The organism is Paenibacillus sp. P36, from assembly GCF_045866505.1.
In the GTDB taxonomy this organism is placed as follows: Bacteria; Bacillota; Bacilli; order Paenibacillales; family NBRC-103111; genus Paenibacillus_E; species Paenibacillus_E chondroitinus.
In genome coordinates this window covers 333,426-349,180 of sequence record NZ_AP038372.1, presented here as the reverse complement: position 1 = coordinate 349,180, position 15,755 = coordinate 333,426, and the positions used below count along the sequence as shown (strand labels likewise).

Here is a 15,755-nt window from a genome sequence, read left to right as displayed (position 1 = left end):
ATGAAAAGACACCTTTTCAGGTGTCTTCTCTTCCCCGCTATTCTCTCCCGATTACAAAATAATCGGAAGCTTCACATGACTCGGATATTCCTCCGAGTGGTAAATCGTTTGCTGCACGATCACTGGCTTCGGATCCTCATAAGGGTTGATGCCGGTATTCGTGTTAGGAAACGCGATAAACTTGCTCGATGATGTCACCGTGAACCGCAATTGGTGGCCTTCGCGGAACGTGTGGGCGATATTTTGCATGAATATCGCGTATTTCTCCACCTTACCAGGCGTAAGCAGCTCTGGATTATCCAATCCACCACGGTACTTCGCCCGTACGATGTAATTGGAAAGCTTAATCGAGTTACCCTGCGCATCGACATCGCTCAAAGTAACGACCCAGTCTGTATCAACACCGGTGCTTGCCGCATATAGTTCACAAGACAACTCGCCCGCTACGGTTAAATCCCGCTCAAGCACAGCGCTCGAATATACGAGAATATCGCTGCGCAGCTCATGCTTCCGCATATTCTCCGGCTCTCTTTCACCACTGTCAGCAACAGGATCCTCGGGGTTATACACAAATGTATCCGCAGGACTTTGCTGAGAAGGAGCCTCCATCAGCACACCGTCTCCATGACTGGAGTTGGCCCGACCTTTACTCCCCAGATAAAAGTTCTTGATTTGCGCCTCCACAGGCGTCCAATTCTCGGACGTTCGCCACTCGTTGCTTCCAACAACGTAATACTTCGCCCTTGGCTCTTGATCGATGCCATTGGGCAGCTCTTTCAGGAACCTGTCGAACCAGCGCAGCACGTTTACGTCATAATCGTAAACAACCGACTCGTTGCTGAAGCTGGTACCGAGCAGATCTCTTGCTCGGTTAGGGCCGTGTTCCCACGGTCCGAGCCATATTTTCCGGTTGGGGACATCATGCTTGGTCAGCATCCTCCATGTCTCCGATACGCCTGCGCTGTCTCCGTCGTACCAACCGGAGATGACGAACATCGGCACCTTCACCTGATCGCCACGCTCCGTAAAGGTGCAATTTCTCCAGAAATCATCATATTCCGGATGCTCACTCCACAGATCCCAAGGGCCAGAAGCTCTGCCAATCATCTGCTGGGGAACCTCCGTAATCGGTCTGGCGTCTACGGCTTTCTCCGGATCAACGGTTTTACCCGCAAAAATATCAAAATCCGTCCTTGTTCCAACGGACTGCGCAAGCGTCCAGCAGAGCAACGGCCAGGAGCATACGGTTCCGCCTTTACGTACCGTATCCACAAATGGCGAGCCTACGTTCACTTCATTAACGACCGCCTTCAAATTCGGATGGCCGCTCGTAGATGCTGCGGTCACAACATATCCGAGATAGGAGGCGCCCCACATGCCGACGCTGCCGTTTGACCATTCTTGCGACACGATCCAATCGATCGTATCAGCACTGTCGTCCCGCTCGTAAAAGAACGGAACGAGCTCTCCCTCAGAATCCGCACGCCCTCTGACATCCTGATTGACGACGGCGTACCCCTTGTTCGCCCAACGCTTGAAAAACTCTTTACGCAAGTTGCGATCATAACATGTGCGAATGAGTATCGTCGGCAGTCCCTGCGGGGATTGAGCACCTTCTGGCAGGTACACGTCCGTTGCCAAACGTACACCGTCCCGCATCGGAACGAGGAAAGTGCCCAGATCGTTCACGCCGAACTCCGGCTTCGAGAGGAGCGGGTCTTCGTACACCACAAGCGGGGTCAACGCTTCGTACCCTTCCGCCACGAGCACTTCCATACCGTACCGGTTGGGTGCCACGAACGCGATGATGCGTCCATCTACAGTCACGATGTCGAGCGCCGTATCCTTCCGCATCGCCCAAACTTGAGATGTCACCTCTTGCCCTGATTGCTCTGTTCCTACCACTTGTCCCGCTTGTTCCGCTCGTCCCGCCACGCCAGCCGTATAGCTCACATGCCGTACATAAAGGTCGCCATTGCCAAGCGTAACCTCGTCTCCCTGCCAAATGGCTTGCTCATAATGCGCCAAGGACATCATTATTTTAGCAAAAGGCAATATGTACGGTGTCTTCTCCGGAAGGACATTTTCCTGCATTTGTGTTCTTCTGCGAGCATCCACTTTGGCGTGCATAATCGCTTTTTCGGCAAAACGGATTTTCCCCTCGTACACACCGGCACAATACAAATTAAACGTTGTTGACTGAAAATATGTGCTCATCTCCGTTAACTCCTATCCCCAGACTTGTTCAAAAACACGCAGCCAGTTGCCGCCCATAATCTTCTGAACATCTTCATCGCTATACCCTCTGGCAACCAAGCCACGGGTAAAATTGATAAAGTAACTGTACTTTTCCAGTCCCTTCACCGTTTCGGTAGACGGCCCGTCCCCTTTGGCAAAGCCAATTCTCGGTGCGATATGCTCTTTAAAATATACCAAAGACCACTCCACATCGCTCATCGGCCAATCCGTACCAATGCCAACATGGTCAACGCCGACCAGCCGAACCACATAATCGATATGATCCAGCACATGTTCGATTGTCGTTTCATTCGGGTCCTGATAAACGAACCACGGCATCGCAAATACACCGATGACGCCGCCGGTTCCAGCAATCGCCTGGAGCTCTTCATCGCTTTTGCAGCGCATATGGCCAAAGAGAGCCTCTACGCCAGTATGAGAAGCGATCACCGGCGCCGTCGAAAGCCGGCATGCGTCCAGCGTCGTTTGCTTGCCGCAATGGCTGGTGTCGACGATGATGCCCAGCTCATTCATTCTGCGAATGAAGCGCGCACCAAAATTGCTGACACCGCCATTGGCCTGCTCCGCGCAGCCGGAAGCAATGTAGTTCTGATTGTTGTACGTGAGCTGCAAAACACGCAAACCGAAATGATAGAGCGCATCAAGCAAGGCGAGATTTTTGCCCAAGCCATCCGTTTCCTGCGCGGTTACGATGCCCGCTTTTTTATTGCTGCTTTTGGCGGCGCGAATATCTTCCGCCTTAAGCACTTTGACCAACCAATCATTCGCATCGAATTGGCGCTGTATTTCGCCCATGCTGGTCACAAGACCCTCTATATCGGATATGTCCAATTGGCGATTACCCGCGGTAATACCTGAACGATACCACTCCTCCTTGAATGCCGGGAGTTCCCCGCGTGCCGCCATATCGTGAATGATTTTGCTCGGCATGCCGCTGTACACCATCGGTTCATCCCGGTAAGGCTCGCAGGCTTCACGGATGTTTTCGGAGATCTGCTCAGGAATCGCCTGGGGCGACAATGGACCTTGAAACAGCAGATCAATAAGGATGCTGTTTTCATGAAGCCGGCTCGCACGGTCCTCCTGCTCTGGCGTTAAGTGAAAAGGATACAAGCCTTCCGTGAGATTCGTTTTCATCTACATTCGCTCCTAAAATGCAATTTGTGTGCCTTTATTCTTACGAACCGCTTCTTGCACAATATAATGAGCAGCTGCCAAATCCTCACAAGCCAGCCCCAATGATTTAAAAAGTGTGATAGCCGTGCTCGAACTCCTACCTGACTTAAGCCCGGCCAACAGCTCTCCGATTTCGCCTAAAATGTGACCTTCCCCGATCTCGCCTTCGCTCAGGGGAATCAAGTAATCCCCCGCTTCGTTCACGGCGGACTCCCGGCGATCGACGAACAACTCCGCTTGACGCACGAGTTCGGTATCCAGCTCCCGGTCCTTCGCCCGGCAGGCACCGACAGCATTGATGTGAGCGCCTTCCTTGATCCACGCTCCCTGCAGAATAGGTGTCGTCGACGCCGTCACCGTGCAAATAATATCCGCGTCCCGTACGGCATCCGCCGCGGAGGAAACGGCCTCGACCGGAAGTTTGTACCGCGCTTCCGTCTCTTCCTTCAACTTCCGGGCATGGGCCGGGTTCGGCCCCCATACCGTAATCCTCTCGATCGGGCGGGTCAGCAGCATCGCCTCGATGTGGGTTCTGGCTTGCTCGCCTGTCCCGATCATCGCCAGCGTGCTGGCATCCGGTCTCGCCAGCAGTCGAGTCGCCACCGCGCTGACGGCCGCTGTGCGGATCGCGGTGATTTTGGTGCCATCGACAATGGCTTCCAATTGACCGTTGGTTGAATTAAACAAAGAAACAAACCCTTGATGCGAAGGCATCCCTTTCGCATGATTATCCGGCAGCACGGTAATCACTTTGGCACCCACTCGCTCTTCCCGCTTCAAGTAAGCCGGCATGAGTCCCATAACATGACTCCCCTGCAGTGGAACAACGCTTCTTAGCGATTGAACGGCATCTCCATTCGTCAAATCTGCCAAAACAGCCTGCATGATTTCCATGCAAGCTGACATGGACAGCAATTCCAGAACCTCGCGTTGATTGATGACTAGCATATCTGAATGATCACCCGCTTCGTTAGTACTTGCCTTTACATTATATCAAAACGCGCTCCCCATGGCTTGCTGCGCAGTACGTTTTTATTTCACATCCGGCCTACCAGTCGTCTCAGACGATGCCGCGATCTGTTTATATCCCTTCACTCTCGAAGTTTGTATCAACCGCTGCAGCAAACCGAACAACTGAATGGGATCGAACGGTTTTGTAATATAGCCGCTCATACCCGCTTCGAGCACTTCCTCCTTCACGCCTTTCATCGCATCCGCCGTCATCGCAATAATCGGAACATCCTTGGCATGCTCCAACTGGCGAATCTGTTTGGTCGCCTCGTAGCCGCCCATCACTGGCATTTGCAAATCCATCAAAATGGCATCATACCGCCTCAGCTTCGCGCGGGAGACAGCTTCCAGACCATTTTCAGCCACATCGACTACCACGCCGACTTCCTTCAGCATTTCCGTTGCAACCAATTGATTGATTTCATTATCCTCCACGAGCAAAATGTTCGCATGCTGCAGAGCCTTGAAACGCTCCGACTTCTCCGGATCAGGCCCTGTGACCTGCTTGGCCACAAAATGCTGCTGAAACAAACTGATAAGCTCGTTATACAATTGCGACTGGCTGATCGGGTAATACAACACCTTATCTATGGCTTGCGAACGGATGCGCGTCTGCAGCTCCGGCTCATGATACGCGGTAACCATTACAATGACCTGCATAGGCGAAGAAAATTCGAGCTGAATGCGTTCAGCAAGCGGAACGGCAACCGATTCCCTCAGCTTCCAATCTACGATGACCAAATCATAGCGGCCATTGCGGTAAATTTGTTCAATTGCGCCACTCTCGGATTCTGCTGTGTTGACAATAAACTGGAATTGTTCAAGCTGGTTTTTGAGAACAAGCTGCATATCCCCGTCATCACAAACGAGCAGCACGCGAAGCAATTTCAACTGTGAGTCTTGATTCATCGACGTGAGCCGCGATCCCGTACTATAACCAAAATCCGCAGTAAAGGAGAATGAACTGCCCTGCCCGGCTTGACTCTCTACCCCTATCGCTCCGCCCATCAGCTCGACAAGATTTTTACTGATCACAAGACCAAGCCCTGTCCCGCCATACTTCCGGGTTGTCGACATATCTGCCTGTGTAAAATGGTGGAACAACTGCTCCTGTTGTTCTTCCGTAATCCCGATTCCGGTGTCGCGAACCGTAAATCCTAGAGTGACACCCCTTTCACTTTTGGCCAAAAGGCAGATTTCAAAAGAGATTTCGCCCTGATCCGTGAACTTCACAGCATTATTCGACAGGTTAATCAAAATTTGATTCAAACGGAAAGGATCGCCGACAAGCATTTGCGGAACTTCATGATGAATGGAGAAATGCAGCTTTAACCCTTTGTCATACGCTTTCATTCCTATGAGATTCGAAATCTGGTTGAGTACATCATACAGGTCAAAATCGACTTGCTCGATGACCAGCTTCTTGGCCTCAATTTTCGAGAAATCCAGAACGTCATTGATGAGTGCAATCAAATTTTTGGCGGAAATAATCGTTTTATCCACATAGACTTGCTGCTGCTCTGAAAGCTCTGTTTGCTGGAGCAAATAACTTAGACCAATCACCGCATTGAGCGGCGTGCGGATTTCATGGCTCATATTAGCCAGAAACTCGCCTTTCGCGCGATTCGCTGACTCGGCCATTTCCTTGGCTTCCGCGAGCTCCGACGTGCGAGCCTCCACCAGTTCCTCGAGGTGGCCTTTGTATTGGTGAAGCGCCTTCTCTTGCTGCCTTAGTTCAGTAATATCATGGCCGGTTCCTGTCACTTCCACGATCTCCTTGTTCCGATTGAAAATCGGCGAAAGCGTGTAATGCATACAGTTATTGCCACCGCATGGCAGCAGGCTTTCCGCTTCAAACGACTTGGACTCCTTGGTGCTTAACACCTCGTTAAGCGCTTGCTTCCATTTATCGCGAGTCTTCTCAGATAAGATCATGTCCAGCACATTTTTCCCGAGTAAATCACGTTCGTTCATTTTTAAGAAATGCGACATCTTATTATTAGCCTGAGTAATCGTTCCGTCCAGGTCACAGCAGTAGACGAGGTCAGGCGAGTTTTGCACCAGCGTCCGATACCGGCTCTCGCTCTCGCGCAGTTTGATCTCCGTTTCATAGCTTCTAATTTCATAAGCAATCAATGAGTAGTAAAGTGGGATGGCTACCGTATGAAAAATCACATAACTTATTGCAAATTCTGTCATAAAATAGTCCATCGTTTCCTGAGGGGCAAGCAGCGCCCAGCCTACTGTCTGCAAACTGATAACCAGCCCTAGCAGCCAACCGTATCTCTCCATAAGCTTTCTACGTTTCACAGACCATCGATGGACAACTATACTGATCAACGTCGTAGTCACAAGAGAACCTAGTGGAAAAAGCAAATCTCCGCCAAGCATGATGCGATAAGCGCCAACCATCAGAGTTGTAACGATTGCAGATAGTGGACCGCCAAAAACAGCCGAAAATATAACGCTTACAAAGCGGACATCCATATGCAACCCATGCGCGACATGTAACGGCATTTGCATAATAAGCAGACCGAAGATTCCGAAAGCGATTCCGAAAATGAGCGACTGCGCTCTTTTAGAGCATTTTACATAATAGGGGTACAGCCATCTTAATAGAAAAACAAAAGTCACGATCAATGCACTGCATTGTGCAAAATAGAACAGAAATTTCATGTGACACCTCACCCCCATTTTACCTACTCACTGCGTGAAAAAATTGTCATTTCTTGTCTATTATATATTACAACATTCAGTTCGGATCTTCTACTGATATATCGTGAGAGCCTGACCTTTTCGCCAAAATAAAAAAGCCCCAAGCTGCTTGCAGCCTAGGTACTTTTCTATCGTAATTTAGTTCACACTCGCTTTGCGGTATTTCATGAAACTGCCAATTCGCCAAACTGAAATGTATAAGTACGCCATTAACATCGTAAGAACGGTAAATTCCGTATAATCCAGCCCTTTGAAATACTGCGAAAGCGCGATACGAATGACCAGCACGGCAATGATGACATACTTGAAATTCTTGTTTGGCTTCGCGTACACATACCCGTCTTCCCGCTTCTCGTAGCCCGTATGATACAGCATAATACTGCCTAACCCGACGCCCAGCAGCATCGCACATAACATCTCCCAGATCACAGGTAAATGAAAAGGATGATCAGGGATCTTCGTTAGCGAGTAGATGGAAAAACCAAATAGAATAGGCAGTATAATGACGGGAATTAATATTCCCAGACCTTTATTTTTGATCGGACGTGTTTTGCCACGGGTTCTGAGCCATATTACCAGTATGATAACCAGTGCGCCAATGCCATACCCGATCCATGTTCCAGCATTCATGATAAAATTTCCTCCTGTTGCTGCTTTTTATATCAGTATACACGATCAATCACGGAATTCATTCAGACGCAGGTCATATTCCTTCTCGGTCTTCAGGCGGATACGTTTTCCCGGATCAAACCCTTCATTGTCGCTGCGATAATCCGATTATCCGCATGTCCTTCCTTCGTTTTGTTTATGTAGCAAGAATGGTAGTATGTAAGTAAACACTATCAACTAGAGGTAACAGCCAGATGAGAATGAGAGATTGGGATATTAATTTAAAAATCCGCCTTGGCGGAGAGACTGCTTTTAACGTTATTTTTTGGACCTTTTTTCCGTTTCTATCGATCTATTTTGCCAATTCCTTCGGCAAAGGCTGGACGGGCGTTCTCCTGATTTTGTCACAAACGTTGTCCGTTTTCGCCAACTTAATGGGCGGTTACTGCGCTGACCGTTTCGGACGCAAACGGATGATGGTCCTCGCGGCGTGCGGACAAGGCGTCGGTTACGGCGTCTTCGCTCTTGCCGCTTCGCCTCTGATCGCGATGCCCGTTCTTGGCTTCATCGGGTTCAGCTTCGCCAGCATGTCCGGCTCCATCTATTGGCCTGCCAGCCAAGCAATGGTCGCGGACGTTGTGAAAGAGGAGCACCGCTCCAGCGTTTTTGCCATCTTCTATACAGCCGCGAACGTGTCTGTCGTTGTCGGCCCGCTGCTCGGATCTATCACCTACGATGATAATCCGTATATTGTGCTTTTCGCTGCTTCTGTCTTCTGTCTTCTCCTCTCTTTGACGATGAGCCGCACCTTACACGAAACGCTGCCCGAGAAGCTAGCCGAGCACAACCGTTCCACAACCGGTGAACCTTGGTACCGGTTCCTGGCCGCGCAGCTGCGCGACTACAAGATCATTGCAGCTGACCGCGTCTTCTTGCTGTTCATCCTGGCCGGTGTGCTGTTGTCTCAAACCTTCATGCAGCTGGATTTGCTGTTCCCTGTTTTTATGGAGGAAACCGTGAAGTTATCGACGATCTTCTCCTACGGGGACTGGAGTTTGCAATTATCCGGCAAGCAGTTGTTCGGCCTGATTGTATCCGAGAACGGGCTGTTCGTAGCCTTATTTACCGTCCTTGTGACCAAGTGGATGCTCGCTTATCGTGACCGCTACGTATTCATTGGCGGTGCGCTTTTCTACGCACTTGGCATTGTATTGTTCGGCCACATGTCCACCTTCTGGGGCTTCACCCTCGCGATTGCCGTGTTCACACTGGCTGAGCTAATGTCCGCGGGCCCTCAGCAAGCTTTCGTCTCCCGGCTGGCTCCCGAGCATATGCGCGGCCAATATTTTGCCGCAGGCAGCTTGCGATATACGCTTGGGCGCACCCTAGCGCCGCTTTCCATCCCGATCTCGTCGTGGATTGGCTTCACATGGACGTTCATTTTGCTTGCGGGCATAGCTGTGATTTCCGCAGTCCTGTACAACATCATGTTCAACTTGTATGACCGTCAGACGGCTGCTTAAAGATATCTGATTATCGTACTCACCATTCAGCTAACCTCCCATACATTCATAGAACCTGGTGGTGAGTCTTCTAAGATTTAATTTAAAGGAACTGAAGGCCGCTATTTGAAGGAAATTAAGTAATTTCCTCTTCTAGCGGAACTACTGGGCCTTATTTGTGTTTGGATCCGCCCTTTTCAGGCAAAAACAGCAAAATAGAGGAACACGGTTCCCTTGACTTAGCCAAGACTCCATTTCCCGCCAAAATAACGGACTATAGTTTCCCAAGCACCCCCTATCGCCCTCTCGCATGATGAAATTCTTGTCATTTAGGCCTATCAACAAGCAAATCTCTCAATCTATGAATACATAGAAGTATTACTAGATAAGGAGAGTGAAGACCTATTCCAACCATATACAAAGCCTTTCTAAACGGTAAAAATGAAGTGCCCCCCGTACAAACTTTATCAACCGGAGATGCCATATTCGAGTTGAACAGCAGCGGCAGCCAGTTAAGATTCGCCTTGATCATGCGAAATATGTCCCGCGCCACCCAAGCCCATATTCATCTTGCGCGACCAGGACGGGGCGGTCCCATTGCTGCTTGCCTGTTTGGCCCCAACCAATTCGGCATTTCTGTCAGACGAGGCGCCATTCGCGGCATTTTAACGAATCAAGACTTAGTCGGTCCACTGCAAGGAAAGACGCTTAAAGATTTAATCACTGAATTCGAAAGCGGTAATGCCTACGTCAACGTGCACACCAACCGTAATTCGGAAGGTGAAATTCGCGGCCAAGTCAAACAGCCTTAAAGTTATGAAAAAAAGACACCCTCTCCAGGTGTCTTCTTTTCACTTTCGAACCTCCCTACTCCCCATGAAAATAGGTGCAAAAGTTTACACTTGGCTTATCCTTTCAGAATATGAATGTTTAGAATACCAATCACTTTGGTGTCGGAAACCTAGACAAAGGGATGTGGCCAGATGAAAAATAAACCCACGCAATACTCCACCCTGGTTCAGCTCAGTTCCAGCCATATGCATCAATTTCTTCATAAAATTTGCCGTAAAGGAGACGAAAAACTTCATTTTATCTTAGTTCATGATGCTGAACGCTCGAAGCCAACTAACGCTAATTCTGCACACTCTTTGAATTCATCCAACGACAAACAAGCCATCCTGCTGCATAAACCCCTCTTGCTGTTGGAAAAACAAGTCCCTCACATCGAGCTGATCTCTAAAAACAACAAATCCATTCATTTGCTCAGTCAAAATGCCAAAGGCTACGCCGTATTCATGGAAATTAACCGCAGAGATGAAAAGAGCCGCGAAATCAAAGAAATCAGAGCACAGTTTATCGATGTCGATCTCAATAAAATATCTGAACAATTCCAAACCAAAGAACAATTAAAAGCACGAATCAAACAACTTAAATCTGACCCCTTAGAGCGGATCCAATCCATCACAATTAAAAAAGGGAAACAAGGGCAATACCTGCTTAGAGCTCATCGCGCTGAAGAGCAGGTTGCTCAATTGAAAAAAACCTTCCTCAAGAAGCACTGGTCGCAGATTAAAAATGCCATGATCGTCGAAACAAAAAACGGCTATCACATCTATTGGGTCATTCAAAACGGCTCCATATCCAAATTCGTTCCTATTCAAAAGGCGCTAGCCAGCAAATTCGGATCAGATCCTATGATTACAAACCTGTCGAGGGTCATGCGTATTCCTGGATTTTACCATATGAAAAATCCGGATAAGCCTTACCTAGTCAGGGTCATTCATTCAGGAAGGAAGCAGCCTTACACACAAGAGGAGCTTATCCAGACCCTAATGTTAAGACCATAAGGATTGCAAAAAAGCACCCCCTACACAGGTGCTTCTTTCTTTATATAGCAGTGGCCGCGGCTTCTCTGACGCTTTCCGATCGTCTCATGCTTCCGGTCTAAAATACGGCGGGGTCTTCAACCACCCTTTTCGCATCAATAAATCCTTAAACGTTAACGAAAAGATCATCTTTTTCATCTGAAACTTGGCAAAAAGTGCAGCCACATCCGGCCGAACCGCCTCTGTCAATCCCCGGCTGCCATAATTGATTCCCAATACTAAATTAAAGCTGAGCAAACTTGCTATCTCCTCATCTGACAACTTCGACCCCACAGGAATATGTCGAAAATCGCCAACCGGCTTATCCGGCGACGCCTCTGGCATCGGGATACCTTCCTTTTTCAAAAATGCCGTTATCTCGTCGAGTATCGGCCGATGCACATCATTAATGACCTCTTGCAGCTTTTCTTTCAGTTCAGGATCCTCCGTAATATTAAAAGAGACCTGCTCACCCCGCATCGTTTGATCGGTTGCCGTGAAGTAAAACCACAGATTCATGACTTCTCCGACATTTAAAGGAGGCTTTTCGCCATCCAGAAACGGCTTTATCGCATCGCCGAATACCTCCATAATATTCATATTCCCAGCTCCTTTTGCTTATAGCGTACCCATTGGCATCTATTTTATAAGGGCGCTAACAGAAGTCTCCCTAGCTTCCACTGGAATATGTGGACAGATCGCGACGATTACAACGTGTAACTCAAAAAGGAGCCTGCACTGAATTTCAGTGACAAGCTCCTTTCATTTTTGCAAATCTACGACTTAGCAGTTACTTCAATGCCTTCACAATGGCGTCCGTCCCAAACATCCTGCTGATCGGACCAAATCCATAAGCAACTTCCCCGTCAATTTTATACACATGATTATCCTTCACAGCTTTCAGCGTTTTCCAAACATCACTTTTCTCCCACTCGTCTGCAAGAGCAGGCAGAGATTTATCCCTGTAATTAAAGTAACCCAGGAAAATATAATCCGGATTGATCTGAACCAGTCCTTCAAGCGTAATCGCTGCACCTTCGCCTTTCGCTTGTTCCGGCGCTTTTAGACCCAGCGGCTCATAGTAATGACCGGCGTATTGGGTACCCTGCAGCCACATCGTTTTATCCCTCACCTGAAGATAGGCTACATTACCTTGCACACCTTTCAGTTGGCCCTTCGCTTCCGTAACCTTACTGTTGAACTTGTCGATATTCTGCTTTGCAATATCTTCTTGTCCAAGGATTTCACCGAACTTCGTCATCACGCCCGGCCAGTCATTCCAAACATCCGTCTTCGTTTCATCAATGAAAATCGTCGGCGCAATCTTCGTCAACTGGTCCGTAACCTTTTGATTCGTCTCTGTACCTGCGATGATGAGATCAGGACCATATTGCAGCAGTCTTTCCATATTCACATCCGTATTCTCACCGACAATCGTTACTTCCTTATGCTTATCCATGTAAGGCTTGTACAAGTCGATGCTCAGCAGGGACTGCTTCTCCGCAAATGGAAGCGCGATGCCGATGGATGGGATATCAAAACTCAATAGATCCTCCGTCAATCCCCAATGAACAAGCGCAACCTTTTCCGGTTTTTTCGCAATCGTCACTTGTTCGCCTTTGGCGCTCGTTATCGTTCTTGGAAAACTGGCACTCGCCGTCGATGCACTAGCTGCAGGTGTCGCGGACGGGCTAGGGCTGTTGCTCGCTGTGTTAGATTTAGAGCTGCCGGAACATGCGCTGGCTAGTAAAAGAAATACGATCATCAAGCACGCTGTCAGCAGCGGCATATACTGTTTTTTCATCAGGAATCTTCCTCTCGTGAACCAAGTCAGTGATAACGATTATCATTATCGAGTTAATATTACCACTCTGACCGACTTCCGCAAATAGAGATTTTCCCGATGTGCTGATGGATTTATTCCTCATTCACCCCTTTTCAACGCGGTTGGTGACATGCCGTAATGCTTTTTGAACAGCCTGCTAAAATAATACGCATCCGGGTACCCCACATTTCGGGCAATGTCCCTCACAGCAAAAGGGGTCGTCACCAGAAGTTCATAAGCAACCTTCATGCGATATTCAATCAAATAATGAATAGGACCGATTCCTGTATATTTTTGAAACAGATGCGAAAAATATTTCCCCTTCATCCCATGCTGCTCCGCCAAACCTTCCAGCGTGATCGGCTCCATATAATGCTGCCGAATGTGCTCAATCGTCTGCTCCATCATCGAATGGCTCTCTCTATTTTGCAGGTAGCGCTCGTACGTCAATGTCTTATTCACTAGCTGGTAAAATAATGTTTTCTTCTCAAGCAGCTCAATTTGCCCCAGTTCAGTGGAGTACCGCCTCAATTGCTTCATCACCTGCAGCAGCCCCGCATCCATGTCGATATGAAGCAGATGTACCTCTCTCACCAGATTAGCCTTGTCCTCTTTAGGAGCCACCGGTAAAAAATGAACAAGAAAATATTCAAACTCCGCAGAGTTTACAGCAATTTCAAAGTGCCGGTTATACCCGCCGATGATGGCCTTCCCCGGACTCATCAGATAGCTTACCCCATCGTAGGCAAAATTGGCTTCACCCTTTAACGCGATGAGAACTCCGCCCTTCGTAGTCGGCTGCGCCTTGTGGCCTTGATACCTGCCATGCTGGAGATTTGTTTGAAATACACCGAATATGTCGATGGGCACCTGCAGAAAAAATCCGGCTAACGCATCGTATTGATTTCCCACACAGATCCCCCTTTCTTGGACATATCCTAACTTACACGATTTTTGAGGTTATCTTCCGTAACTCCTCACAAAACGCCGTCCTCCGTACATATCCGCTTAAAAACTGCCGATGCAGCGCTTCTGCATGGTCAGGTCCGCAGGCTTGCTTATATGTGACAAGCAACTTGGCCACATGCTTATATTGACTACGATTATTCGCATTACTCGCTCGTAGTTCGATATACCCGCGGAATAGTTGACGCATTTCATCCGGATAATGTTTCGCCAAATCGGCGTAATAATCCACTATTTCGTAAGGCCGCCCCTGTACATACTTAAGGAGACGGGCATGATCATTGGTATCCTGCATGATCCGAATGTACACGTTATTAAAATTATAATCTTTCTGTCCCATTTGCTGCATAAGCCGTTCGTACACCTCTTGCCAGGACGCCTCCGAATAAAGCTGTTTTAGCTCAAGATAGTAAGTATAATCCCCGTCAACCGTCAAATCGAAAGCCAGTTCTCTCATCTGTTCCGTGTAACTCGCAGCTGCACATGCCTCATAGCGCAGCATCTTCCATTTCGTCACAAGTCCTGGCAGACCTCGCTCCTGATCAGAAAGCTCACCTTGCTCTGCCAAGCGGATGGCATCGTCATAGCGTTGTGCCTCTATCGCTTGCCGTATGGCCTCCTCGCGAAAGGAAGGCTTATCCAATTGCGCAAGAAGGAAAGCCTCTTTCTCCGCCTCATCTAGCAACTTATAACGCAGTCTAGCGAGCGCCTCACGCTCATGATTGGCTGACCATTCGTAATCCGAGTGAACTGTGCGCAATTCGAGTTGCGTGATGGCCTGCTTCAGCGCCTCGCACAATTCCCGTGTTTGCGACAACTCCGCACAAGCGTCGAGCAACGAATGACGCCAATCGGACCACTCGTCGTAGCGAGATGCCATCGCTTCCGCCAGCAAAACACGGAAGATTTCCGCCTGTTTGTCCGGCGTCATGGCATCGAGATCTAAACGAGTGGCCGTCTCCAAGCTGTCCTCAATCAACTCTCCGATAGCTCCATCCGAATCATCCGCACCCTGCAGCAGATCAATCATTTCATGCATGACACAAAAACAGAAATGAATAGCAGACAGTGGGTCGTCAGCTCGCCAATCATTAATTGCGCGCTCCAACACAAGTTCCCCACCACGAATGGCTTGGGAGACTTTCCCATAAGCGATAAACCCGTGACGATCTACATGCTTCTTGATGTGGCTGCGGATCAACTCATAACAAGTCGATAGTTCTGTCTTAACATCACCACGCTCAAAGTGCAGCCGGACTTGCTTTGCAACATCCTGATCCTCCTGAATCATCAAGAGTATAAATTCAACCAGGTCTTCTTTGCTTTGCTCTGCCAAAATCGAGCGGATATCCCGTTTCACCTTTGTATCTTTACCGTCGTTGACAGCACTTTCCTTGCTCTTATTGGAGAAAGTCGTCTCGACTTGACTCTCCTTTCCGTCAAACATATTTTCTTCCCACTCAGCACGCAGTTCATAAAACACAGCAACCTGATGCTTACAAACTGGCCCCTCGAACGGGCATGTGCAATGATGAGAGTGTATCTCGCCATCTTCCTTCAAGGCGATGACAACATTATAGTCATCACTTCCCTCAACAGTTGCTGCAAAGAGATTCTCATTAATTTCTTCTATAGTAGAAACAAGATCATCCATGTAATAATTGTAACCGTGGTTTATAATAACACGGCTTATTTGATCTTCAAATGATAGAATATGCATCCGTGAATCATCCTCCTGGTAAACACAATTGCCGTTACAATCACTATATCAAACCACAAAAGTGTTTCCAATGCATATATCCATGATCTGTTCCAGAGAGAAGTTCA

The 15,755-nt window shown here is 48.4% G+C and carries 12 protein-coding genes; 3 read left to right on the top strand and 9 right to left on the bottom strand.

All coding sequences use genetic code 11. The features are described from left to right. Window positions 1–51: 51 nt before the first annotated feature. The 5 genes from ACKTT9_RS01570 to ACKTT9_RS01550 all read right to left on the bottom strand — a co-directional run bounded on the left by ACKTT9_RS01570 (window position 52) and on the right by ACKTT9_RS01550 (window position 7,791). Window positions 52–2,217, bottom strand: a complete 2,166-nt coding sequence (locus ACKTT9_RS01570) for a CocE/NonD family hydrolase (protein WP_407870233.1) — start codon at window positions 2,215–2,217, stop codon at window positions 52–54. 12 nt (window positions 2,218–2,229) lie between these two features. Beyond that, on the bottom strand, window positions 2,230–3,396 hold the full coding sequence (locus ACKTT9_RS01565; protein ID WP_407870232.1) for a dipeptidase: 1,167 nt from the start codon (window positions 3,394–3,396) through the stop codon (window positions 2,230–2,232). 12 nt (window positions 3,397–3,408) lie between these two features. Further along, entirely contained in the window at window positions 3,409–4,383 is a 975-nt protein-coding gene (locus ACKTT9_RS01560) for an ornithine cyclodeaminase family protein (RefSeq protein ID WP_407870231.1), read from the bottom strand. Between the two features lie 84 nt (window positions 4,384–4,467). Next, window positions 4,468–7,122: a response regulator gene (locus ACKTT9_RS01555; RefSeq protein ID WP_407870230.1), complete on the bottom strand. Its 2,655-nt coding sequence runs from the start codon at window positions 7,120–7,122 to the stop codon at window positions 4,468–4,470. Window positions 7,123–7,299: 177 nt separating this feature from the next. Beyond that, the gene (locus tag ACKTT9_RS01550; RefSeq protein ID WP_157323701.1) at window positions 7,300–7,791 is read right to left on the bottom strand and encodes a CcdC protein domain-containing protein; all 492 of its coding nucleotides are present in this window, start codon (window positions 7,789–7,791) and stop codon (window positions 7,300–7,302) included. Window positions 7,792–8,024: 233 nt separating this feature from the next. Here ACKTT9_RS01550 and ACKTT9_RS01545 point away from each other — a divergent pair, with 233 nt between their 5' ends. From ACKTT9_RS01545 to ACKTT9_RS01535, 3 genes are all read left to right on the top strand, one after another. Further along, window positions 8,025–9,293, top strand: coding sequence for an MDR family MFS transporter (locus ACKTT9_RS01545; protein WP_407870229.1), 1,269 nt, complete (start codon window positions 8,025–8,027; stop codon window positions 9,291–9,293). Window positions 9,294–9,676: 383 nt separating this feature from the next. Then, window positions 9,677–10,084, top strand: a complete 408-nt coding sequence (locus ACKTT9_RS01540; protein WP_127457095.1) for a CHRD domain-containing protein — start codon at window positions 9,677–9,679, stop codon at window positions 10,082–10,084. A gap of 171 nt (window positions 10,085–10,255) precedes the next feature. Next, the gene (locus ACKTT9_RS01535; RefSeq protein WP_407870228.1) at window positions 10,256–11,119 is read left to right on the top strand and encodes a DNA-primase RepB domain-containing protein; all 864 of its coding nucleotides are present in this window, start codon (window positions 10,256–10,258) and stop codon (window positions 11,117–11,119) included. Window positions 11,120–11,203: 84 nt separating this feature from the next. Here ACKTT9_RS01535 and ACKTT9_RS01530 read toward each other — a convergent pair whose 3' ends face one another. From ACKTT9_RS01530 to ACKTT9_RS01515, 4 genes are all read right to left on the bottom strand, one after another. Continuing rightward, window positions 11,204–11,737, bottom strand: a complete 534-nt coding sequence (locus ACKTT9_RS01530; RefSeq protein WP_407870227.1) for a DUF3231 family protein — start codon at window positions 11,735–11,737, stop codon at window positions 11,204–11,206. Window positions 11,738–11,927: 190 nt separating this feature from the next. After that, the gene (locus ACKTT9_RS01525; protein WP_407870226.1) at window positions 11,928–12,941 is read right to left on the bottom strand and encodes an ABC transporter substrate-binding protein; all 1,014 of its coding nucleotides are present in this window, start codon (window positions 12,939–12,941) and stop codon (window positions 11,928–11,930) included. Between the two features lie 120 nt (window positions 12,942–13,061). Then, complete coding sequence (locus ACKTT9_RS01520; protein ID WP_407870225.1) at window positions 13,062–13,874, bottom strand: helix-turn-helix transcriptional regulator; 813 nt, start codon at window positions 13,872–13,874, stop codon at window positions 13,062–13,064. A 31-nt stretch (window positions 13,875–13,905) separates the two neighbouring features. Next, the gene (locus ACKTT9_RS01515) at window positions 13,906–15,648 is read right to left on the bottom strand and encodes an SWIM zinc finger domain-containing protein (protein ID WP_407870224.1); all 1,743 of its coding nucleotides are present in this window, start codon (window positions 15,646–15,648) and stop codon (window positions 13,906–13,908) included. Window positions 15,649–15,755: the final 107 nt, after the last annotated feature.